This window comes from Pseudomonas sp. TE3644 (assembly GCF_056278815.1).
The window spans coordinates 3,758,424-3,779,242 of sequence record NZ_JBWBQF010000001.1 but is presented as its reverse complement, the minus strand read 5'-3'; the positions used below and the strand labels follow the sequence as shown (position 1 = coordinate 3,779,242).

Annotated in this window: 18 protein-coding genes and 1 pseudogene; 11 read left to right on the top strand and 8 right to left on the bottom strand. The window is 62.1% G+C overall.

From position 1 onward, the window contains the following. The first annotated feature begins 119 nt into the window (after window positions 1-119). The 3 genes from ACZ9GA_RS16555 (at window position 120) to ACZ9GA_RS16545 (ending at window position 3,078) form a co-directional block, all read left to right on the top strand. Window positions 120-998, top strand: coding sequence for a pirin family protein (locus ACZ9GA_RS16555; protein WP_457361661.1), 879 nt, complete (start codon window positions 120-122; stop codon window positions 996-998). 427 nt (window positions 999-1,425) lie between these two features. Then, entirely contained in the window at window positions 1,426-1,848 is a 423-nt protein-coding gene (locus tag ACZ9GA_RS16550) for a DUF1801 domain-containing protein (RefSeq protein ID WP_457361662.1), read from the top strand. Window positions 1,849-2,019: 171 nt separating this feature from the next. Continuing rightward, on the top strand, window positions 2,020-3,078 hold the full coding sequence (locus ACZ9GA_RS16545) for a glycosyltransferase family 2 protein (RefSeq protein ID WP_457361663.1): 1,059 nt from the start codon (window positions 2,020-2,022) through the stop codon (window positions 3,076-3,078). Between the two features lie 100 nt (window positions 3,079-3,178). On the opposite strand, the gene ACZ9GA_RS16540 is transcribed toward ACZ9GA_RS16545, so the two are convergent. Then, window positions 3,179-3,829: an O-methyltransferase gene (locus tag ACZ9GA_RS16540; RefSeq protein ID WP_457361664.1), complete on the bottom strand. Its 651-nt coding sequence runs from the start codon at window positions 3,827-3,829 to the stop codon at window positions 3,179-3,181. A gap of 83 nt (window positions 3,830-3,912) precedes the next feature. Between ACZ9GA_RS16540 and ACZ9GA_RS16535 the strand changes: the two genes are divergently transcribed. Next, a complete protein-coding gene (locus ACZ9GA_RS16535) occupies window positions 3,913-4,557 on the top strand; it encodes a TetR/AcrR family transcriptional regulator (RefSeq protein ID WP_457361665.1) in 645 nt (214 codons plus the stop codon). Between the two features lie 43 nt (window positions 4,558-4,600). Then, window positions 4,601-4,900, top strand: a pseudogene (locus tag ACZ9GA_RS16530) (type II TA system antitoxin MqsA family protein); the annotation flags it as partial. 160 nt (window positions 4,901-5,060) lie between these two features. Here the strand turns inward: ACZ9GA_RS16530 and ACZ9GA_RS16525 are convergent. The 3 genes from ACZ9GA_RS16525 to ACZ9GA_RS16515 form a co-directional block, all read right to left on the bottom strand. After that, a complete protein-coding gene (locus tag ACZ9GA_RS16525) occupies window positions 5,061-5,699 on the bottom strand; it encodes a 3-oxoacid CoA-transferase subunit B (protein ID WP_457361666.1) in 639 nt (212 codons plus the stop codon). Window positions 5,700-5,707: 8 nt separating this feature from the next. Next, complete coding sequence (locus ACZ9GA_RS16520) at window positions 5,708-6,403, bottom strand: 3-oxoacid CoA-transferase subunit A (protein ID WP_455924094.1); 696 nt, start codon at window positions 6,401-6,403, stop codon at window positions 5,708-5,710. 242 nt (window positions 6,404-6,645) lie between these two features. After that, the gene (locus ACZ9GA_RS16515; RefSeq protein ID WP_457361667.1) at window positions 6,646-9,198 is read right to left on the bottom strand and encodes a sensor domain-containing protein; all 2,553 of its coding nucleotides are present in this window, start codon (window positions 9,196-9,198) and stop codon (window positions 6,646-6,648) included. Window positions 9,199-9,341: 143 nt separating this feature from the next. Between ACZ9GA_RS16515 and ACZ9GA_RS16510 the strand changes: the two genes are divergently transcribed. Both ACZ9GA_RS16510 and ACZ9GA_RS16505 read left to right on the top strand, forming a co-directional pair. Continuing rightward, complete coding sequence (locus ACZ9GA_RS16510) at window positions 9,342-9,752, top strand: RidA family protein (protein ID WP_457361668.1); 411 nt, start codon at window positions 9,342-9,344, stop codon at window positions 9,750-9,752. Between the two features lie 165 nt (window positions 9,753-9,917). Continuing rightward, window positions 9,918-10,421: a GNAT family N-acetyltransferase gene (locus ACZ9GA_RS16505; protein WP_457361669.1), complete on the top strand. Its 504-nt coding sequence runs from the start codon at window positions 9,918-9,920 to the stop codon at window positions 10,419-10,421. Window positions 10,422-10,521: 100 nt separating this feature from the next. Here the strand turns inward: ACZ9GA_RS16505 and ACZ9GA_RS16500 are convergent, their stop codons facing one another. Together ACZ9GA_RS16500 and ACZ9GA_RS16495 are read right to left on the bottom strand one after the other, a co-directional pair. Continuing rightward, the gene (locus ACZ9GA_RS16500; RefSeq protein WP_457361670.1) at window positions 10,522-10,974 is read right to left on the bottom strand and encodes a hypothetical protein; all 453 of its coding nucleotides are present in this window, start codon (window positions 10,972-10,974) and stop codon (window positions 10,522-10,524) included. Between the two features lie 328 nt (window positions 10,975-11,302). Then, complete coding sequence (locus tag ACZ9GA_RS16495) at window positions 11,303-12,082, bottom strand: NAD(P)H-dependent oxidoreductase (RefSeq protein WP_457361671.1); 780 nt, start codon at window positions 12,080-12,082, stop codon at window positions 11,303-11,305. A gap of 87 nt (window positions 12,083-12,169) precedes the next feature. Between ACZ9GA_RS16495 and ACZ9GA_RS16490 the strand changes: the two genes are divergently transcribed. Continuing rightward, window positions 12,170-13,069, top strand: a complete 900-nt coding sequence (locus tag ACZ9GA_RS16490) for a LysR family transcriptional regulator (RefSeq protein ID WP_457361672.1) — start codon at window positions 12,170-12,172, stop codon at window positions 13,067-13,069. 281 nt (window positions 13,070-13,350) lie between these two features. On the opposite strand, the gene ACZ9GA_RS16485 is transcribed toward ACZ9GA_RS16490, so the two are convergent. Beyond that, window positions 13,351-14,334, bottom strand: a complete 984-nt coding sequence (locus ACZ9GA_RS16485; RefSeq protein WP_457361673.1) for an aldo/keto reductase — start codon at window positions 14,332-14,334, stop codon at window positions 13,351-13,353. 533 nt (window positions 14,335-14,867) lie between these two features. Here ACZ9GA_RS16485 and ACZ9GA_RS16480 point away from each other — a divergent pair. From ACZ9GA_RS16480 to ACZ9GA_RS16470, 3 genes are all read left to right on the top strand, one after another. Beyond that, a complete protein-coding gene (locus ACZ9GA_RS16480; protein ID WP_457361674.1) occupies window positions 14,868-16,565 on the top strand; it encodes an NAD-dependent malic enzyme in 1,698 nt (565 codons plus the stop codon). A gap of 182 nt (window positions 16,566-16,747) precedes the next feature. Beyond that, window positions 16,748-18,349: a PqiB family protein gene (locus ACZ9GA_RS16475; protein WP_457361675.1), complete on the top strand. Its 1,602-nt coding sequence runs from the start codon at window positions 16,748-16,750 to the stop codon at window positions 18,347-18,349. A gap of 96 nt (window positions 18,350-18,445) precedes the next feature. Further along, the gene (locus ACZ9GA_RS16470; protein WP_457361676.1) at window positions 18,446-18,895 is read left to right on the top strand and encodes an RcnB family protein; all 450 of its coding nucleotides are present in this window, start codon (window positions 18,446-18,448) and stop codon (window positions 18,893-18,895) included. A 116-nt stretch (window positions 18,896-19,011) separates the two neighbouring features. Here the strand turns inward: ACZ9GA_RS16470 and ACZ9GA_RS16465 are convergent, their stop codons facing one another. Further along, window positions 19,012-20,460 carry a high affinity choline transporter 1 gene (locus ACZ9GA_RS16465; protein ID WP_457361677.1) on the bottom strand — a complete coding sequence of 483 codons (1,449 nt, stop codon included), beginning with the start codon at window positions 20,458-20,460 and terminating at the stop codon, window positions 19,012-19,014. Window positions 20,461-20,819 lie beyond the last annotated feature (359 nt).

Below are 20,819 nucleotides of genomic sequence, written 5' to 3'. Positions count from 1 at the left end.
GCTGCGCTGACCCTGATGTTCGCCCCGGATCTTCAGCCAGGCATAGGGCCAGCGCAGCCTGGCGGCAGCGGCTACGGTATGATGGGCATCTGACATTGGCATTTTTCGCGAGGCATTCCATGACCAGCCGCACCGTCGCTGCGACCCATCCGGCCTACCGCGATGACATCGCCGACCTGATTACCCGTCGTCCACTGCCGGGCCCCGGCCTTGAGCAGGTCGACCCGTTCCTGTTCCTCAACCACCACGGCCCGCAGGTTTACGCGCCGAACAACAACGGCCTGCCGTTTGGCCCGCATCCGCACCGCGGTTTCGAAACGGTGACCTTCATACTTACCGGCAACCTGGCGCACTACGACACCGGCGGCCACGAAAGCGTGATCGAAGCCGGTGGCGTGCAATGGATGACCGCAGGCTCCGGCCTGATCCACGCCGAAGTCTCGCCGCCCAGCTTCAAGCAAAGCGGCGGGGCGCTGGAGATTCTGCAGCTGTGGGTCAACCTGCCGTCGCAGTTGAAAATGACCGCGCCGCGCTACAGCGGGGTGCAGGCCGATGGCATCCCGGCGCTGTCGATTGCCGATGGCAAGGGCGTGCTTAACCTGATTGCCGGCGAATTCGACGGCACCCAGGGGCCGATTCACTCGCTGACTGGCGTGTTCATGAGCACCGTGCGCCTGCAAGCCGGCGCACGCGTGGACCTGCCGGCACCGGCCAGGCGCAGCGTGTTCTTGTATGTGGTCAGTGGCCAGGTCAGCGTCGGTGGCACAGCCGTAAAACCCTGGCACCTGATTAGCCTGAACCACGATGCCGACAGCCTCACCCTGGAAGCCAGCGACGATGCCGTGCTGCTGTTCGGCCACGCCGACCCGATCGACGAGCCGGTGGTGGCCCATGGGCCGTTCGTGATGAACACCCGGGGCGAGATTGAACAGGCCATCCGTGACTACCAGGCCGGCAAGTTCAATGGCGATGGCAAGCTGTTGGAAGTGGGTGCCTGACTCACATCTACACCCATACCCGTAGCCGCTGCCGCCAGGCTGCGCTGGCCCTTTTTATCGCTGAAGATCTTCAGGGTTCACACCGACCAGCGCAGCCTTCGGCAGCGGCTACAGGTGTATCGACAGTTCCCGAGCTGTTGAACGCAGTGCGTCCACATTCATGAAACCCTTCTTCATCTGCGGCAAAAATCGCCTGCGCAGCCTGCTTTACGCCAGCTGGCCCGGCGCGAAAACACCTGGCTTTAAACCGCGCCGTCTGCATCGCGACTAAAGTCGGCTCCTACGCCGCCCGTGGTAGGAGCCGGCCTTGGCCGCGATGCAGGCGATGCGGTCTGTCAGGCAATGCGCGGCGCCCGTGACGCGGCCTGTCGGCCGCTGCTACAGGGAAAGGCTATCCTTTAGAGAACGCGTCCACCGGATCAGTCCCATGCCCTTGCCCGACCTGCCCACCTCGGCCTGCGACCTGATCGACGCCAGAATCAAGGAGCTGGCTGACTGGCGCGGCGAGGTGCTGGCGCAGGTGCGGTCCTTGATCAAGACCGCCGACCCGCAGGTGGAAGAAACCTGGAAATGGCGCGGCGTGCCGGTGTGGGAGCATGCCGGGATACTGTGTACGGGCGAAACGTACAAGCAGGTGGTCAAGCTCACCTTCGCCAAGGGCGCTGCGCTGCCTGACCCTTCGGGTCTGTTCAACGCCAGCCTTGAGGGCAATACGCGCCGGGCGATCGATATCCATCAGGGGCAGGCGTTTGATGAATCCGGGCTGATGGCACTGATACAGGCGGCGGTTGCGCTAAACGTCGGGAAGGCGCGGGTGCGAGCAAGTAAGAAGTATCCTGATACACTTTGAGTGCCCGTGTTACTTTTGTTCTGTTGCGCCTTTATTGAGCCGCCGATAGTATTTTTCGACGCTGGAAACAGGGCGGTGCGCTAACTCAGGTAGTGTGGTTTGAATGTGGTGCATGGATGAAGTCGCCAGGAAGGTGGCGTCACGCTGTCGGTAGGGTCTGTGGTATTCGCGATGAATACTGCAGTTTCATATCGGTGCCTGTCGCAATATTATCGTGAGCGAATTGAAGTGGGTGAGTGTAAGGGAATATCGGTAGTACTGCCGGTCTACAATGTCGTGGGTTTTATTGAGGAAGCGCTTGACTCACTCTTGCAGCAGACAGTGCTGCCTCATGAGATCATCGTCATCAATGATGGCTCAACCGACGGTACGCTGGAGTTGTTGCAGTCGAGGTACGCAGGATGTGATCTGTTGAAGATCCATAGCCAGAGTAACCAGGGTGTAGGGGCTGCAAGGCGCAAGGGCTTGAGCTTGGCCCAAGGCGACTTTGTCTATTTTTGCGATCCTGATGATGTTGTGCGCACGGACATGTTTGAAGGCTTTCAGCGGCAGTTGCTTATCGATGAAGGTCTCGAACTTTATTACTTCTCGATGAGGGCTTTTGTTGACGAGGGTGGGGGGCGCACATTTCTTCGAAGAAATACTGCTTCTGTCCGCCCCGGCTGGTTGGAATCGGGCAAGTGTCTGTTGCAGGATTTGGTTGTTTCGCAACAACACAGCGCGTCCACTTGTCAGTTTATTTTCAAGCGTTCAGTATGCCAGAAGTTTCCTGTCCGCTTTGTTGGTCGCGTTCACGAAGATCATTGGTTTAGCATGAATATCTATCTCTACAGCGGCAAGACATTTTCGCTGAGCGACAGTTTATATTATCAACGCGTGCGGCCGGGATCCCTCACACGTTGCACCAAGGACCAGGCGTATGTAATGGCCGCCAATGAAGCTTATAGAGACACACTCAGTGCCCTGAAGCTGCACGTGGATACGTTTTACAAGGGCAGGGAGGTTGCGCTGAGCTACATGGAGCAAAACGTGAAGACCATCCTGATGCTATGCGTGAAAAACGATGTGCCAGTGCCTGGCAGGTTTTTTTCGCTCACGCGCAGGGACGTCAAGGCGTGTGGTGTGAAGTTGCACAATCGTGCTGTGCTATTGCTGCCAGAGCTGTTCTACCACTATCAGAAGCTCAAGCACAGGGTTCGCCTGTTCAAGCGCGGGCTACGCAAATCCTGACGTCCATAACACCGTAGCCGCTGCCGCCAGGCTGCGCTGGACCTTTTTATCGCTGAAGATCTTCAGGGTTCACACCGACCAGCGCAGCCTTCGGCAGCGGCTACAGGTGTATCGACAGTTCTACGTCATCGGCAAACGGCAGCGACAGGTAACCGCCGTGCGCCGAGCGCACTCGCTCCAGATATTCAGGGCTGTGATTGGCGTTATCCGCGACGATCAGCGCGCCAGGTTTCAGGCGGCTCTGTAGCAGGTCCAGGATCGCCGGGTACAGGGGCTTGGCGCCGTCCAGCAACACCAGGTCAATCTGCTCGGGCAGGTCGCTACTCAGCGTCTGCAAGGCATCGCCGACGCGGATTTCCACCAGGTCCAACAGCCCGCCGGCCTGCAGGTTCTGCCGGGCGATGGCCACCTTCGATGGCTCAAACTCACAGGTAATCAAGCGGCCGCCACCGTTGTCGCGCAGCGCCGCCGCCAAGTGCAGGGTGGACAGGCCGAACGAGGTGCCGAACTCGACGATGGTCTTCGCCTGGCTGCTGCGTGCCAGCATGTACAACAGGCGGCCGGTCTCGGGCGATACCGGCAGGGCGAAATCCTTCAGGCGGCTGTACAGGTCCAGGTAGTCGGTCTTGCTGTGCATCAGGGTGTGCAGTTCGTCTGCAGGCAGGTCCGCAAGCTCCGGGCGCTTGGCCTCGGCTTCGGCAAACAGGCGGGCCAGGAGGGCAGGGAGCGGGGCGGTGGTCAGGGTGCTCATGGTGTCTCCGTATACAGGTGTCGAGAGGTGGGATTAGAATGCGACGAATTCATCACATTTTCTAATCGCATTCCCAGGCCCCCATGAGCGAACGCCCCGCACCCCCGATTTCACAGCGCAAACAGCCGCGTCAGGCCCGTTCTACAGAGCTGGTGGCGGTCATTCTGCAAGCCGCTACTCAGGTTTTGGCCCAGGAAGGCGCCCAGCGCTTCACCACCGCCCGGGTGGCGGAGAAGGCCGGGGTGAGCATTGGCTCGCTGTATCAGTACTTTCCCAACAAGGCGGCGATACTGTTTCGGTTGCAGAGTGAAGAGTGGCGGCAGACCAGTGATTTGCTGGCCGGGATACTGGCTGACACCCGCATGCCGCCGTTGCAGCGGTTGCGGCATCTGGTGCATGCGTTCATTCGCTCCGAGTGCGAGGAGGCCGCTATGCGAGGGGCCTTGGACGACGCCGCGCCGCTGTACCGTGACGCGCCTGAGGCACGGGAGGCGAGAGCGGCGGGTGAGCAAGCGTTCTATGGATTCGTCGCTGAAATGTTGCCGCAGGTGGATCAGGCGACGCATGAGTTGGTCAGCGACCTGATTACCTCGACCTTCAGTGTCGTGGGCAAGCGATTCTCCGAGGTGCCGCGCACGGAGCGGGAGATGGCACTGTATGCGGAGGGCATGGCAGACATGTTTTGTGCCTATTTGGTGAGTCTAGGGGCTGACCCTACCGAGGGATGAACTGTCGATGCTTGCAACATTCGCCAACAATTAAGTACTGCTGGGTGAATTCTGCTCCGCGTGCGATGAGGTCATCGCCGGCCTTGAGGAGTCCCAGCGAATCATGCAGGCAATGCTCGCCTTTAACAAACAGGTCAACGAGGCGACGTTCAATCCTGGTTTCATTACCAGTGTGCGCAAGAAGCTGGATCTTGGGCAGCGTGAGGCTGCAGAGTTGTTTGGCGGTGGCGTCAACGCGTTTTCCCGTTACGAAAATGGCAAAACCAAGCCGCCGGTTGCGTTGGTATTGCTCTTCCAGCTTTTGGATCGCCATCCCGAATTGCTCAAGGAAGTGCGTTCGTGAAACGTGCAGGCACATGAATGAATGGCGCTGCGCCTGCCTCAGAAACACCGTAGCCGCTGCCGCCAGGCTGCGCTGGCCCTGATATTCACTGCAAATCTTCAGTGTACTCAGGGGCCAGCGCAGCCTGGCGGCAGCGGCTACGCGTACAGCGGCAGCAGGATTACTTGATCAGCGGTACGCCGCTCAGTTTTTCCAGCTCTTGGAAGCTGATGTCCGCCACGATTTCGCGCACTTTCAGGCCGTCGGTGGTGACGTCCAGGATGGCCAGGTCGGTGTAGATGCGGCTCACGCAACCAATGCCGGTCAGCGGGTAGGTGCACTCGGGCACCAGCTTGCTTTCGCCGGTCTTGGTCAGGTGGTCCATCATCACGAACACTTCACGTGCGCCGGTGGCCAAATCCATGGCGCCGCCAACGGCCGGGATCGAGCCCTCGGCGCCGGTGTGCCAGTTGGCCAGGTCGCCCTTGACCGACACCTGGAAGGCACCCAGCACGGCGATGTCGATGTGGCCGCCGCGCATCATCGAGAACGAGTCAGCGTGGTGGAAGAACGCGCCACCGGTCAGCAGGGTGACGTGCTGTTTGCCGGCGTTGATCAGGTCGTCGTCTTCTTCGCCTTCGGCCGGGCTTGGGCCCATGCCCAGCACGCCGTTTTCGCTGTGCAGGAACACTTCCTTGTCGCCCAGGTAGTTGGCCACCAGGGTCGGTACGCCGATGCCCAGGTTGACGTAGGCGCCTTCTTTGATGTCTTCGGCCACGCGTTGGGCCATTTCGTTACGCGAGAGTTTTTTCATGGTCATGGCAGGCCTCAAACGGCTTTGGCGGACGAGGAAACAGGGTAGGTCGGCACGGCGACCACGCGCTGGACAAAGATGCCCGGCGTGATGATGTGCTCAGGGTCCAGTTCACCCAGTTCGACAATTTCGTTGACCTGCGCGATGGCGGTCTTGGCGGCCATGGCCATGATCGGGCCGAAGTTGCGTGCGGCCTTGCGATACACCAGGTTGCCCCAGCGGTCGCCCTTGTACGCCTTAATCAGCGCGATGTCGGCGTGCAACGGCATTTCCAGCACGTAGTTGCGGCCGTCGATGACGCGGGTTTCCTTGCCTTCGGCCAGCAGGGTGCCGTAGCCGGTTGGCGAGAAGAATGCGCCGATGCCCGAGCCTGCGGCGCGGATACGTTCAGCCAGGTTGCCCTGTGGTACCACTTCCAGTTCCACCTTGCCGGCGCGGTACAGCTCGTCGAACACATAAGAGTCGGACTGGCGCGGGAACGAGCAGATCACCTTGCGTACGCAACCGGCCTTGAGCAGCGCGGCCAGGCCAACTTCGCCGTTGCCGGCGTTGTTGCTGATGATGGTCAGGTCGCGGGCACCGGTGGCGATCACGCCATCGACCAGCTCCGAGGGCATGCCGGCGGTGCCGAAGCCACCGACCATGATGACCGACCCGTCGGCGATCCCTTCTACCGCGGCAGCCACGGACTCAAACGTTTTATTGATCAAAGCGAGCTCCTGGTTTTTCCTGGAGTGTGAATGAATCAAGGCACGGGCCAATGGCTTGGCCACGTCTTCTTGTTATCAATTTAGCCGAAGCGCTGTCGGCCGCGACGTCAGGCTGCCCGGTGGGCCATGCTTGCCGTCATGTCTATAGCGTGCCGCAAATCGGGGCTGGGGGAGAGCCCCTTAAGTTGAATTTGTGCGATTACCGGACCGTTGTGCGATATCTGACTGCTTTTGCCGCCCGATCAGCCCAGCGACAGCGCCCGACTGGCCGCAGACTGCGCCAGCCAATGCTCCAGTGCTTGCGGCGCCAGCGGCGGCGAGAACAGATACCCCTGACCTACCGGGTAGCCCTGTTCCTGCAGGCGCGCCCGTTGCGAGTGGGTTTCGATGCCCTCGGCCACCAGCGTCAGGTGCAGGCTTTGGCCCACGCCCAGGATCGCCTGGCTCAGCGCGCGGGCCGCTTCACTGTGGTCCAGGTCGGCGACAAAGCTGCGGTCCAGCTTGAGCTCGTGGAACGGCAGCCGGCGCAGGTAGCTCAGGCTGGAATAGCCGGTGCCGAAATCGTCCATGGACAGCCGGATACCGCGTGCCTGAATACGCTGGATGGTCTCCAGGGTACTGGGGTTGCTGTCCAGCAGGATGCTTTCGGTGAGTTCCAGGATCAGGTCCTGGGGCGTCAGGTGGTAGCGGTGCAGCAGGCTGTCCACCAAATGCACCAGGTCCAGCCGATGGAAGCTCACCGACGACAGGTTGACGGCCACCGACGGAATATCCAGGCCCCTGGCACGCCACGCAGCCAACTGCCGGCATGCCTCGTCCAGGGCCCAGCGTCCCAGTTCGTCGATCATCCCGCTTTCCTCGGCCAGGGGGATAAAACGCCCCGGCGAGATATCGCCCAGGTGCGGATGGCTCCAGCGCGCCAGGGCTTCCACGCCGTACAGCCTGCCGCTGGCCAGCTCCACCTGGGGTTGATAATGCAAGTGCAGTTGCTGGTTGGCCAGGGCTTGGGACAGCGCCGATTCCAGCGCCAGATGCTCGCGGGCAACGCTGTTCATTTCCTGGCTGAAGAAACGGAAGGTCCCGCGGCCGCTGCTCTTGGCCTGATGCATGGCGATGTCGGCGCGGTGCAGCAAGGTCTCCATGTGGGTGCCGTCCAAAGGGTAGACGGCGATGCCAACGCTGGCCGTGATCGTCAGCGGCGTCTGCGCGATGGAGGTGGGTTGGCTGAGCTGCGTCTGGATGCGTTCCACCGTCAGTGCGGCGCGCTCTGCGTCGCAGTGGCATAGCACGATCACGAACTCGTCGGCGGACAAGCGGGCCGCGATGTCGTCCTCGCTGACCTCCTGCTGCAGACGGGTGGCGACACGGCGCAGCAATTCGTCACCGGCCGGGTGCCCCAGGGAGTCGTTGACCTGGGTGAAGCGGTCAAGGTTGATGAACAGCACTGCCACCGGTTCTTCCCGGGACGCCAGGCCGGCAATGATCTGGTCGGCGCGGGTCTGCAGGAAGCTGCGGTTGGGCAGGCCGGTCAGGCCGTCATAGAACGCCAGCTGGCGAATGCGGTGGCGTGAGGCATCGCGTTCCAGCGCCAGGGCGCAGAGGTTGGCGCAGGCGTCCACCAGGCGCTGGTGGAAGGCTTCGGCGAACGCATTGCGCGGGGCATGGAAATAGAAGGCGAAGGTGCCGATGGGCACGCCCTGGCTGTTGCGAATCGGCGTCGACCAGCTGCCGATGATGCCCAGCGGCAACGCCAGGTAGAGGAAGTCCGCCCACAGCGGGTCTTCAGCAATATTGTCGACCCGCACCGCTTCGTTGCGCCAGGCGGCGGTGCCGCAGCTGCCCACCTTGGGGCCGATGTTCAGGCCGTTGAGCTGGCGGCAATATTCAGGGTCCAGGCTGGGGGCGGCCAGGGAGTGCAGTTGGCCCTGATCGTCCACCGCCAGGATCGAGGCGGTGACTTCCGGGGCGATGCGTTCCACCTCCAGGCAAATAAGCTCCAGTATCTGGTTAAGCGGCTGCTCGCGGGCCACGGCTTCCAGCACCTGATGCTGCAAGGCGCGGTGGATCTTGCTTTCGGTAATGTCGGTGAACAGCGTCACGGTGTGCAGCAGGCGGCCTGCGTCGTCCACAATCGGGTTGCTGGTCATGCGTGCCCAGTAGCGCTGGCCTTGCTTGCCGGTCACGATCGCCTCGCGGTGGCCGCCGTCCTCGGCGGTCGACTCATTGCGCGGCGCCAGCAACTGTACGGGGTCACAGCCCCATAGCTCGTGGTCTGCCCAGCCGAACATCTGTCGAAATCCGATATTGGTGTAAGTGATCAGGCCCTGGCGGTCGGTGATGACTGCGGCGGTGTCGCTGACCTCGGCAGCGATCGACAGCAACTTCAGGCGCTCCTGCTGCGCCCGTTCCTGCTCCAGGCGGGCAGTGATGTCGGTGGCGATCTTTAACACCTGCGCCACTTGTCCGGTTTCATCCAGCACCGGCAGATAAGTCGCCTCCAGCCAGCAGCTGCTACCGTCACGCCGCCGCCGTTCGGCAATTCCCGAACGGGTACCGCCTTCGCCCAGACGATGCCAGAAGGCCGCGTACTCGGCACTTTGCACCAAGGCCGGGGGGCAAAACGTGCTGTGGTGACGACCGCGCAGGTCGACACCTTCGTAGCCCAGCAGGGCCTGATAATTAGTATTGGCGTCGAGCAGCATGCCCTGGGGGCTGAAGCGGGCGATGGCCATCACCCGGTCAAGGGCGGCGAGCTGGGCGGCGGTGTCGGTCACGCTTTGGGCATTGGGCATCATGGTTCACAACCTGCTTGAGCCAAGAAGAAGACAGCCGGCCTCCATGCCATTTTGTGCAAAACCAGTATAGCGCCGGGTTAATGGACCTGTGCCGGGCCGCGCACATGCCATAATCGCCGCTCACTTTGACAGGGAGTAGAAGCATGAGTCGCCAAGCGTTCGAACTGTTCAACCCACCGGGGTTATACGACCCTTCCGGCAATGCCTACTCCCACGTCGCCGTCGTGCCAGCCCAGGCGCGGTGGGTGTACCTGGCCGGGCAGGGGGGCGAGGATGTGCATGGCCTGCTGTCGTCGGACTTCGCCACCCAGGCGCGCCAGGCGCTGGCCAACGTGCAGACCGCGCTGCAGTCCCAGGGCGCGGCGCTGACCGACATCTTCAAACTGACCCTGCTGATTGTCGATCACGACGAAGTCAAGCTGCGCGCCTGGGTTACCGAGGCCGATCGCGCCTGGGGCGGGGCGATGAAGCCTGCTTGCACCCTGATTCCCGTGCCGCGCCTGGCGCTGGAAGGCATGCAAATCGAGATCGAGGCCACCGCAGCGCTGGCATGATTGGCGCAATTGCCCATGGCAATCCCCAGCGCTTTTGTAAACAATAGCCCCCTGCAAAATCGCGGGCCTGATCGGGCCTGCGCCCTGGGTCATTGTTACCGGACACTCCATGCCTTCGATTTTCGCCCGCTGCGCGTCTTGTCCTTCTGCCTGGAAGGCCAAGCCATGAATGATTTCACTGTTGAACTGCTGCCCACCACCGTGGATCAGGCCCAACTGATCCGCAACCTTTACCAGTTCTACGCCTATGAGTCGTCGGACTGGGAGCAGGAAGACGTCGACGATGACGGCCGTTTCTACATCCACGACGACCACCTGATGCGCTACTGGAACGATCAGGACTGGAGCGCCAACCTGTTGCTGGTCAACGGTTGCGTGGCGGGCTTCCTGCTGGTGGAGCGTAGCGAACTGCCAGGCATCGATGCCCTGGAGCTGGCCGATTTGTTCATCCTCAAGCGCTACCGGCGCAAAGGCATCGGCAAGGCGCTGGTGACCCAGGTGCTGATGGGCGGGCATGAGAACTGGCTGGTGCGCTACTACCGCCAGGATGATGCGGCCGTGGCGTTCTGGGACTCGGTGCTTGAGGCGTTGCCGCGCCCGGCGCGGGCCATTGAGTTGGATGATGAGCCGGACTTGGCGAATTTTCTAATCACACGGGTAATGCACTGACACCCATGTCGGCGTCTGGCGAAATGCAGGCGCCGCCCATTGAGGTGGTCAGTATTCAAGTTGAATTTTCAATAAGCGACGGTGGTCGTTGTTGGTTCTTTTAACTGTGAAGTGGTGCGATGATCATTTTTGCCCCGCATCGCTTTCCGACAGCATTCCGCCATTCAAAGGTTACCTCGGCAGTAATCTCGATATTGTCAGGCAGATTGATCAATCGGAGGATTACCAGTTTTCCGATACCAAAATCACCTGTAACGCCATTGCCTAAGTCAGTACCGTAAATGGCTCTGGTAAGGCCGCTCTGAGTGATGTCGTATATTCCCTCCGCCCACAGCAGGTTGGATTCAATCATAAAGGCCGGGCTGCCAATTCCTTGATTTGAAACGCCATAGAACTGTGAATAATTACCAGGGATGGAAAGGAAGATTCTTCTGGCGGATCCTGTCCAGGCTAGATCGTGGCCATCTTCTGTGAAGTTGACTTGCACCTGATGCTCGACCGCGTGGGGAACACTATCCTGTTCGTCGCGCACTAAAAGTTTTAGATTGTTCATGTCAATGGCTCTGGTGGCGGTGTGTTCTGTACTTTAGGGCTGGTTTTATGGCGTCTGCAAGTGTCGTACGGAAAAAGTTAGTTGCTGTTGAGCTGTAATTAATTGTTTGTGGATCGATTATCGATAGGCATCGTGTTTATTCGCCTATGGTGAAGGGTAATAGGAGGACAAGTTGAAGCACGTCCTGCAATAGCGTAACTTCCGGCGAACGCAGGCAGCGCCAGCGCCCTCGGCGTGGGCATTGCATTGATGGGCCCCAGCCGCGCCGAACGGGGTTTGCCCTGACCAAGCTGGCCAGCCTCCTAGTTGCGCCGGAGCCGCGGCTGTTCTACTGATGGATGTGCGCGGCGAAGCCTGTCTGCTGCGCGGCGACGTCATCGCGCAAGGTCAGCTGCGGGATCTGATAATCACCGCCGTTCTGCGCCCGGAACGCAATGGGTGCGTCGGTCCATAGCCGGTCCAGGCGCTGGGCCAATTGCTGTTGCACGGTCGCGTAGCGGTCAGCGTCCATGCGGCTGGTGCGGTACACCACAAGCGGCGGCAGCACGTGAAAGCCGGGGTAGTGCAGCATGCCGTGCTGGATGGGGAACAGCACGTCATTGATCGGGCCATTGATGCCGCGTGCGCTGTAGTGCGACTCCCAGCCACCGGTGGTCACCAGCAACATGGCGCGCTTGCCCGTCAGCGTGCCTTCGCCGTAGCGGTTGCCCCAACGGGTGTCCGAATGCTCGCCCACGCCGTAGGCGAAACCGTACGCATACACCCGTTCGAACCAGCCTTTCATGATGGCCGGCATCGAGAACCACCACAGCGGGAATTGGAAAATCACCGCGTCGGCCCACAGCAGCTTACCCTGCTCGGCGGCGATGTCGTCACTTTGCAGGCCTTGCTCGAAGGCGTGGCGCGATTCGCGTGACGGGTCGAAGCGCGCTGATATCAGGCGCTCGCGGGTGTCGTCGCTGTCCAGCGGTGCTTTCCATTGCATGGCATACAGGTCGGATACCTGCACCTGGTGGCCTGCCCGTTGCAGGTGGGCAACGGCGAAGTCTTTCAGCGAGCCGTTCAGCGACTGGGGTTCGGGGTGCGCAAAGACGATCAGGATATTCATGGCCAGGTCCGGTGGGGGAGTGATGGGGCCATGCTGCGCGTTGCTGCGGTATAGTGGAAATGAATAGCCAATATTGCAGGTATTGCGGTGGTTAATTTAAGGCAGCTGGACCTCAATCTCCTGATGACGCTCGATGTGCTGTTGGCCGAGCAGAACGTGACTCGCGCAGCCCTGCGGCTCAATTATTCCCAGCCGTCGATCAGCGTGCACTTGGCCAAACTGCGCGACATCTTCGACGACCCCCTGTTGTTGCCGGGGCCGCGCGGCATGCGGCCGACGGCGCGGGCCGACGCCCTGCGCGAGCCCTTGCGCCAGGCGCTGGCCGCCCTGGAGTTGGCGGTGGGCGCCGACGCGCCCTTTGACCCCGCCCAGGCGCGCGACACCTGGCGGGTTGCGGCTTCCGACGCCAGCGGCGCCACCATCCTGCTGCCGGCTCTGGAAGGGCTGCGCGTGGCAGCGCCGCATACCCGGGTGGCCATGCTGCAACTGGTGCCGGCACGCCTGGCGCGGCAGGCAGAGGAGGGCGAGGTGGACCTGGCGTTTCATACCCGTGACGACTCGCCAGCCAACCTGCGCAGCCGTGTGCTGTTCGACGAGCGCTATGTGCTGGTGGGGCGTCACGACCATCCGCGCCTGCGGCGCAAGCCGACGCTGACGCAGTTCTGCACCCTTGAGCAGGTAGTGGTCTCGCCCGATGGCGGTGGGTTCAGCGGGGTGACGGACAGTGCCTTGGCGGCGTTGGGGTTGAGCCGTCGGGTAGTGCTGTCGGTGCCGCATTTTCTGCTGGTGGTGCAGACGCTGCTTGCCACCGACCTGGTGGCGCTGTTGCCCGAGCGCCTGGTGCGCGGCAACCCGCAATTGCGCGTGGTGGAGCCGCCGCTGGCGGTGCCTGGGTATCAGATGACCATGCTGTGGCCAGAGCGTTGTCATCGTGACCCGGCGCATCGCTGGTTGCGCGATTTCATCGCCACCGCACTGCCCACGTAACCGCAACTGTCTTGTGGAGGTGCATACTGTAGCGAAGGGACCTCACTGGCGCCATCGCGAGCAAGCTTTGCTCCCACAGTGCCAAGCCGTCCACCGTGGTTGGCTCAACACTGTGGGAGCAAAGCTTGCTCGCGATGGGGGCTACGCGGTCTTGTTGCTATGCCGCAGTCACGGCAGCCCCAGCAGGGGATACACACCGGTGGCGTTGATGCGCAGGTTGCCGGCGGGGCGGTTGCGTTGGTAAAGCTGCGTTCACTGCGGTGCCTGCATCGCGACGCGCATCAGTTGCCCACGCGCTTCTGCAAATGCGCCGGGTAACGATCGCCGACCACGGTGATGCCATCCAGCGCCACCTGGATCGCCGCCAGGTCATCGGCACTCAGCACCACGCTGGCCGCGCCGGTGTTTTCTTCCAAGCGATGCAACTTGGTGGTCCCGGGAATCGGCACAATCCAGGGCTGCTGCGCCAGCAACCACGCCAAGGCAATTTGCGCACGGGTCGCCTGCTTGCGCTCGGCAATCTGCCCCAGCACCTCCACCAGCACCGCGTTGGCCTTGCGGTTTGCCTCGCTGAAACGCGGCACCACATTGCGGAAATCGCTGGCGTCGAAGGTGGTGGAGTCGTTGATCGCGCCGGTCAGGAAGCCCTTGCCCAGCGGGCTGAACGGCACGAAGCCAATGCCCAGTTCCGCCAGTGTCGGCAGAATGTCGCGCTCCGGCTCGCGCCACCACATGGAGTATTCGCTTTGCAGCGCCGCCACGGGTTGCACCGCGTGGGCGCGACGAATCGTGCTGGCACCAGCCTCCGACAGCCCGAAATGCTTGACCTTGCCTTCTTGAATCAGTTGAGCCACGGCACCGGCCACGTCCTCGATGGGTACGTTCGGATCAACGCGATGTTGATAGAGCAGATCGATACGGTCGGTGCGCAGGCGCTTGAGCGACGCTTCTACCACGGTGCGGATGTGTTCGGGCTGGCTATTGAGCGGTTGCTTGGAATCGCCGTTCTCAAAGCCGAATTTGGTGGCGATGACGATCTGGTCGCGAAACGGCGCGACGGCCTCGCCTACCAGCTCTTCATTGGTGAACGGGCCGTAGCATTCGGCGGTGTCGAAAAAGGTCACGCCGTGTTCGAAGGCGGCGCGCAGCAGTTGCACGCCCGTGGTGCGGTCGACCGCCGGGCCGTAGCCGAAGCTCAGGCCCATGCAGCCCATGCCAAGGGCCGAAACTTCCAGGCCGCTGGTGCCAAGGTGGCGTTTTTGCATGGTGGGCATCTCCGTGTAGGTGAAGCCAGGCATGCTACAAGGCAGGGTGGCGAACGATAAGGGCGCACATCCGCATGGGCTTATGAACGTCCGTCATGAATGAAGCTGCTGGCGCAGGCTGTGGCTACGGCGGTACATGGGTGCCAACAGCACGTCATTGATCGGGGCATTGATGCCGCGTTTGTCTTGTGGAGGTGCACACTGGAGCGAAGGGTCCTCACTGGCGCCATCGCGAGCAAGCTTTGCCACAGTGTTGAGCCCAATACAGGTGTAGGGCTCAACACTGTGGGAGCAAAGCTTGCTCGCGATGAGGCCGGTGCAGGTTGGCCCACAACCATGGAATCTCACACAGTGCGTACTTTGCAGGATGCTGGCTGACGCTAATTTCATCCTGCGTCAACTTGACGCAGGCCTGTCAAAATTGCGCTAATCACTTTTTTGACGTGAAAACAAAGCCTGCGGTGTCATGGCCATGCAGCCTTGCGGTGACACCCTGTGCGCAGCGCTTTAGCCTGATGACGGAAAAAACACCCATGAAAAATGCTCCGAACCAGACTCGCCCCCTCTACATCGCCTACGCCGGCCCTTCGCTGCTGGAGATGCCACTGCTCAACAAGGGCAGCGCCTTCACCCCGCAAGAGCGTATCGACTTCAACCTGATCGGCCTGTTGCCGCAGAACGTCGAAACCATCGAAGAACAGGTTGACCGCGTTTACCGCCAGTACGAGCAGTGCGCCAGCGATCTGGACAAGCATATCTACCTGCGCTCCATCCAGGACAACAACGAAACCCTGTTCTTCCGCCTGTTGGAGTCGCATCTGGACAAGATGCTGCCCATTATCTACACCCCTACCGTGGGCCAGGCCTGCCAGGAATTCTCCAAGATCTACCGCACCCATCGCGGCCTGTTCATCGCCTGGCCCGACCGCGACCGCATCGACGACATCCTGCGCAGCGCCACCAAGGACTCGGTGAAGATCATCGTGGTCACCGACAGCGAACGCATCCTCGGCCTGGGCGACCAGGGCATCGGCGGCATGGGCATCCCGATCGGCAAACTGTCGCTGTACACCGCCTGCGGCGGCATCAGCCCGGCCTACACCCTGCCGATCGTGCTGGACGTGGGCACCAACAACCAGGAGCTGCTGGACGACCCGATGTACATGGGCTGGCGCCACCCGCGCGTCACCGGCCAGGAATACGCCGAGTTCGTCGACCTGTTCATCCAGGCCGTCAAGCGCCGCTGGCCCAACGTGCTGCTGCAGTTCGAGGATTTCGCCCAGACCAACGCCATGCCGCTGCTGGAGAAGTACCGCGACGAACTGTGCTGCTTCAACGATGACATTCAGGGCACCGCCTCGGTGGCCGTGGGCACTTTGCTGGCGGCTTGCAAGGTCAAGAACCAGAAACTGGGCGAGCAAGTGGTGGCCTTCGTCGGCGCAGGTTCCGCCGGTTGTGGCATTGCCGAGCACATCGTCGCGGCCATGCAGCTCGAAGGGCTGTCGGAGAAAGAAGCACGTCAGCGCATCTTCATGGTCGACCGCTTCGGTCTGCTGACCGACGACATGAGCGGCCTGCACGACTTCCAGATGCGCCTGGCCCACGGTGCGGGTGCCGTAGAAGGCTGGCAGCGTGACGAGAACGGCATTGCCCTGCTGGAAGTGGTCAAGCAGGCCAAGCCGACCATTCTGATCGGCGTGTCGGGCCAGCGCGGGCTGTTCACCGAGGCGGTGGTGCGCGAGGTCTACGCCCACTGCAAACAGCCGCTGATCATGCCGTTGTCCAACCCCACGTCACGCGTCGAGGCCACCCCGGCCGAGGTGCTGGAATGGACTGACGGCAACGCGCTGGTCGCCACCGGCAGCCCGTTCGCGCCGGTGGAAATCAATGGCCGCAGCCTGCCGATCGCCCAGTGCAACAACGCCTACATCTTCCCGGGCATCGGCCTGGGCGCACTCGCCGCCAAGGCCACGCGCATCACCGACGCCATGCTGATGGCAGCCTCCAACGCCCTGGCCGAATGCTCGCCGGTGGTCACCGGCACGGGCGATGCAGTGCTGCCGCCGCTCAAGGACATCCAGGCCGTGAGCAAGAAAATCGCCCTGGCCGTAGCCAAGCAGGCCCAGGCCGACGGCGTGGCCCTGGAAACCCCGGAAGACACGCTGCTGCAGGCCATCGAGCGCAACTTCTGGTTCCCGCGCTACCGTTTCTACCGCCGCTCGGCGGTGTAAGCCACAGCAACGGGCCTGCCGCCAACGCGCCCGTAGCCGCTGCCGCCAGGCTGCGCTGGCCTGTGCGAACGCTGAAATCCTTCAGCGAGGCATAGGGCCAGCGCAGCCTGACGGCAGCGGCTACGGGGCGTATGTGGTGCTAGCTGCTACATTTGTTGCAGCGTGCCATGAGGTCAACCTGCGTGAACGAACGCCCCCGTACCCGCCTGTCGCTGTTCTGGCTGCTGCCCCTGGCTGCGGCCATTACGGCGTTGCTGGTAATGACCGGGCATTTCATCGGTCAGGGCCCGCGCATCACCGTCAGCTTCCGCACCGCCGAGGGGCTTGAGGCCAACCACACCCTGGTGATGTACAAGCACGTGCCGATCGGCAAAGTGGTGGGCATTGACATCGACAAGAACCGTGACCGGGTCGACGTGCGCATCGAACTGGAAGCCTCGGCCAAGGCCTTTGCCGACAAGGGCACGCGTTTCTGGGTGGTGCGCCCGCGCATCGGCTTCAACGAAATCTCCGGCATCAAGACCTTGCTCAGCGGCAGCTTCGTAGGCGCCGATGCGGGCGACAAAGGTGAGCAGGCCGAGCGCTTTCGTGGCCTTGAGCATCCGCCGGCCACCCACTTCGGCGAGGCGGGCACGCGCTTTGTGCTGCACGCCGATGACCTGGGTTCGCTGAACGTCGGCTCGCCGGTGTATTACCGCCGCGTGCAGGTGGGCCGGGTGATCGGTCGCGGCTTGAGCGGGGAGGGCGGCGGCGTGGACGTGACGGTATTCATCGGGGCGCCCAACGACCGTTTCGTTACCGAGAATACGCGCTTCTGGAACGCCAGTGGCGTGGACATCAGCGTAGGGGTGGATGGCCGCCAGGTGAACGTCGAGTCATTGGCGGCAGTGCTGAACGGCGCCGTAGCCTTCCAGGCGCCACCTTACCCGAACAACCCGCCAGTGGCCGCCGCCAATACGCGCTTTACCCTGTTCAACGAGCGTGGCGATGCCCTGGCCAGGCCGTTGGGCTATGCGCGCTACCTGGTGATGCACTTTGACGAGTCGGTGCGTGGCCTGGAGGCGGGCGCACCGGTGGAATTCTTCGGCGTCAACGTGGGCCGGGTGACGTCCGTGCGGCTCGATTACGATGCGGGGCGCGAGGTGCTGGTGACCCGCGTGCGGGCGGTGATCTACCCCAATCGCCTGGGGGCGGTGCACGAGAAATTGCACAAGGATTTGGGTCGTGACGACGAGGGCACCACCGCGATGCTGATGGGGCGCTTTATCGAGCACGGCATGCGTGCCCAGGTACGCACCGGCAACCTGCTCACCGACCAGAAGTACGTGTCGCTGGCCTTTGTGCCGGGGGCGCCGCCGGTGACGTTCGACTACGCGGCCCGGCCCATCGAGGTGCCCACCATGGCGGGCAGCCTGTCGGTGATGGAAGACCGCATCAAACAGATCACGGCCATGGTCGGGCGGCTGCCCACCCAGGCCCTGTCGCGCAACCTGGATCGCAGCCTGCAGCAGGTGCCGTTGATGATGCAGCAGGTCAACCAGCAACTGGTGCCACAATTGCGCGATACCTTGCTTGAGGCGAACCAAACCCTCAAGGGCGCGGTCGATAGTGTCGCCCAAGGGTCGGCGCAGCATGAGCAATTCGATGAAACTGCTGCGCAACTCAAGCAAGCCTCGCGCTCGGTGCAGGCCCTGGTGGACTTGTGGAATCGCCACCCGGAACTGTTCCTGCGCGGACGCGCGCCCGATGACCCTGCGGCGGCCACGGCGCTGCCGCGAAACTGACTGAACCTTTACCCAATGCAGACGTTACTTGTGTTTATTTGGCAGATACTCAAAGGCGTGTGATCGAGCCGGGCTCGACAGCCCATGGAGATTCAAATGAAGAAGATGATCGCGGCAGGATGCGCCTGCCTCATGTTGCTGACCCCGCTGGCCAGCTTCGCCCAGCCGGGGCCGGACAATGACAACCGTGGCCATGGCGGCCAGCAGCAAGGGCGGCCGGGCGGCCCTCAGGGTGGTCCGCAGCATGGTGGCGGTCAGAACCGCCCGCCACAGCATGGCGGCGGTGGCCCGCAGCAGCACGGCCCAGGCCCAGGTCGCGATCACGGCTTCCGTCCGCAGGCCGGCATGCCGCGACCGCACAGCGAATGGCACCGTGGCGGTTTTGCACCGCCGCAATACCGTAATGACCGCTACTGGGTCACCGACTGGCGCGCCCGCCACCTGCGCCAACCGCCACGTGACCACCGCTGGTTGTACGTGAACGGCGACTATGTGCTGGTGGGCATCGCCACGGGCGCGATCGTGCAGATTCTCAGCGGGTATTGATCTCACCCGCTTGTAGCCGCTGCCGCCAGGCTGCGCTGGCCTTTGCGTACACTGGAGATTTCCAGCGAGGCATAGGGCCAGCGCAGCCTGGCGGCAGCGGCTACTGGAGGTGAATCTCAGTGACCAGCCACCGCGCGGTCGAAGTCGCCTTCGCGGTCACGCTTGTTCAACGGCGGCAGCAGCGACCCAATCACCATCCCCAACGCACTGATCAGCAAGCCCGCCAATTGCGGCGGCCACAGATCACTGTCCTGATGGGTCAGTTCCAGCAACCCCCACGAGCCTAGGCCGAAGATGATCGCCGTGATCGCCCCCTGGTTGGTCGCGCGCTTCCAGAACAACCCCGCAAACAACGGCACCACCGCCGCTACCAGGGTCACCTTGTAGGCGTTGCCCACCATCTCGTAAATGCTCGAATCCGAATACAGCGCGAACACGCAGGTGAACCCGGCGAACACTGCAATGGTAATGCGCATGGCCAGCAGGAATTGGCGGTCGGTCATGTCGGGGCGCATGCGCTTGAGCACGTTCTCGGTGAAGGTCACCGACGGTGCCAGCAGGGTGCCGGAAGCGGTGGACATGATCGCCGACAGCAGCGCACCGAAGAACATGATCTGCGCAAACAGCGGCGTGCGCTCCATGATCAGGCGCGGCAGGATCATCTGCGCGTCACCGTCCAGCAGTTCGCTGACCATCTGCGGGTCGATCATCGACGCGGCGTAGGTCAGGAAAATCGGCAGCATGCAGAAGGTCAGGTAGCAGCAGGCACCGGCGATGGAGGCTCGCGCGGCGATTTTCTCGGTCTTGGCCGACATCACTCGGGCGTACACGTCCTGCTGGGGGATGGAACCGAACATCATGGTCACTGCAGCGCCGAGGAAGGCGAGGATGTCCTTGGCCGAGGTGCTGTGCACCATGGTGAACTTGCCGGCCGCGGCCGCGTGTTCGATCACGTGGGTGGGGCCGCCGGCCATGTTGCCCAGCAGCCAGGTGAGGTAGGCCAGGCCGCAGACGATGATCAGCATCTGCATGGAGTCGTTCATGGCCACCGACCACATGCCGCCGAACAGGGTGTACACCAGCACGATGCCGGTGCCGATCAGCATGCCTTCGGTGGTGGTGATGGCGCCGCCCGACAGCACGTTGAACACCACGCCCAGTGCGGTCAGTTGGGCGGCGATCCAGCCAAGGTACGAGCCGATGATCACCAGGCTGACAAACAGCTCCACCTTGGGGCCATAGCGTTTACGGAAGAAGTCGCCGATGGTCAGCATGTTCAGGCGATACAGCGGGCGGCAGAACACCAGGCCCACCAGCATCAGGCAACCGAACGAGCCGAACGGGTCTTCGATGATGCCGGAGAAACCGTTCTTCATGAACGCGGCGGGGATCCCCAGCACGGCCTCCGAGCCGAACCAGGTCGCGAACACCATCGCCGTGACCACGGGGAATGACATGCTGCGCCCGGCAGCGGCGAAGTCCTTGGAGTTTTTGACACGAGTGGAGGCGTAGAAACCGACACCTACGGTGATCAGCAGGTAAACCGCGACAAACCAGATCAGCATGTGTTCTTCCCGTTCGCACGCGCAGCTCGGCCAGGGGGAGGCACCTGGACGCGCACTGGCGCAACGCTAGACAAATTGTTTTTTTTGGATGCGTACGAGGTCTCAGGGGGAGGGTGGCTGGCCAGGGCTGGCCGTCATCGCTCACTGATGTCCGGTACAACGGGTCGGCAGTGTGCCAAACGCGTCAAATATGTCAAACGTTTACAGCGCTGGCGTGGTAAATAAGCGTCGTCGTTTTCAGGTGTTTATCTGTAAGTGACTGTTTATTAACGATTTATCGTGCTCAATTTTCTGCGCTCGTTGTCAATAATTATGGACCTGTGCAGCCCTTGACCCATCCGGGCGGCAGGCCAACAATG

What these genes read in the sequence shown, in the direction of transcription:
- ACZ9GA_RS16555 (WP_457361661.1), top strand. Translation starts at nt 120, where the DNA reads ATGACCAGCCGCACCGTCGCTGCGACCCATCCGGCCTACCGCGATGAC.
- ACZ9GA_RS16550 (WP_457361662.1), top strand. Translation starts at nt 1,426, where the DNA reads ATGCCCTTGCCCGACCTGCCCACCTCGGCCTGCGACCTGATCGACGCC.
- ACZ9GA_RS16545 (WP_457361663.1), top strand. Translation starts at nt 2,020, where the DNA reads ATGAATACTGCAGTTTCATATCGGTGCCTGTCGCAATATTATCGTGAG.
- ACZ9GA_RS16540 (WP_457361664.1), bottom strand. Translation starts at nt 3,829, where the DNA reads ATGAGCACCCTGACCACCGCCCCGCTCCCTGCCCTCCTGGCCCGCCTG.
- ACZ9GA_RS16535 (WP_457361665.1), top strand. Translation starts at nt 3,913, where the DNA reads ATGAGCGAACGCCCCGCACCCCCGATTTCACAGCGCAAACAGCCGCGT.
- ACZ9GA_RS16525 (WP_457361666.1), bottom strand. Translation starts at nt 5,699, where the DNA reads ATGACCATGAAAAAACTCTCGCGTAACGAAATGGCCCAACGCGTGGCC.
- ACZ9GA_RS16515 (WP_457361667.1), bottom strand. Translation starts at nt 9,198, where the DNA reads ATGATGCCCAATGCCCAAAGCGTGACCGACACCGCCGCCCAGCTCGCC.
- ACZ9GA_RS16510 (WP_457361668.1), top strand. Translation starts at nt 9,342, where the DNA reads ATGAGTCGCCAAGCGTTCGAACTGTTCAACCCACCGGGGTTATACGAC.
- ACZ9GA_RS16505 (WP_457361669.1), top strand. Translation starts at nt 9,918, where the DNA reads ATGAATGATTTCACTGTTGAACTGCTGCCCACCACCGTGGATCAGGCC.
- ACZ9GA_RS16500 (WP_457361670.1), bottom strand. Translation starts at nt 10,974, where the DNA reads ATGAACAATCTAAAACTTTTAGTGCGCGACGAACAGGATAGTGTTCCC.
- ACZ9GA_RS16495 (WP_457361671.1), bottom strand. Translation starts at nt 12,082, where the DNA reads ATGAATATCCTGATCGTCTTTGCGCACCCCGAACCCCAGTCGCTGAAC.
- ACZ9GA_RS16485 (WP_457361673.1), bottom strand. Translation starts at nt 14,334, where the DNA reads ATGCAAAAACGCCACCTTGGCACCAGCGGCCTGGAAGTTTCGGCCCTT.
- ACZ9GA_RS16480 (WP_457361674.1), top strand. Translation starts at nt 14,868, where the DNA reads ATGAAAAATGCTCCGAACCAGACTCGCCCCCTCTACATCGCCTACGCC.
- ACZ9GA_RS16470 (WP_457361676.1), top strand. Translation starts at nt 18,446, where the DNA reads ATGAAGAAGATGATCGCGGCAGGATGCGCCTGCCTCATGTTGCTGACC.
- ACZ9GA_RS16465 (WP_457361677.1), bottom strand. Translation starts at nt 20,460, where the DNA reads ATGCTGATCTGGTTTGTCGCGGTTTACCTGCTGATCACCGTAGGTGTC.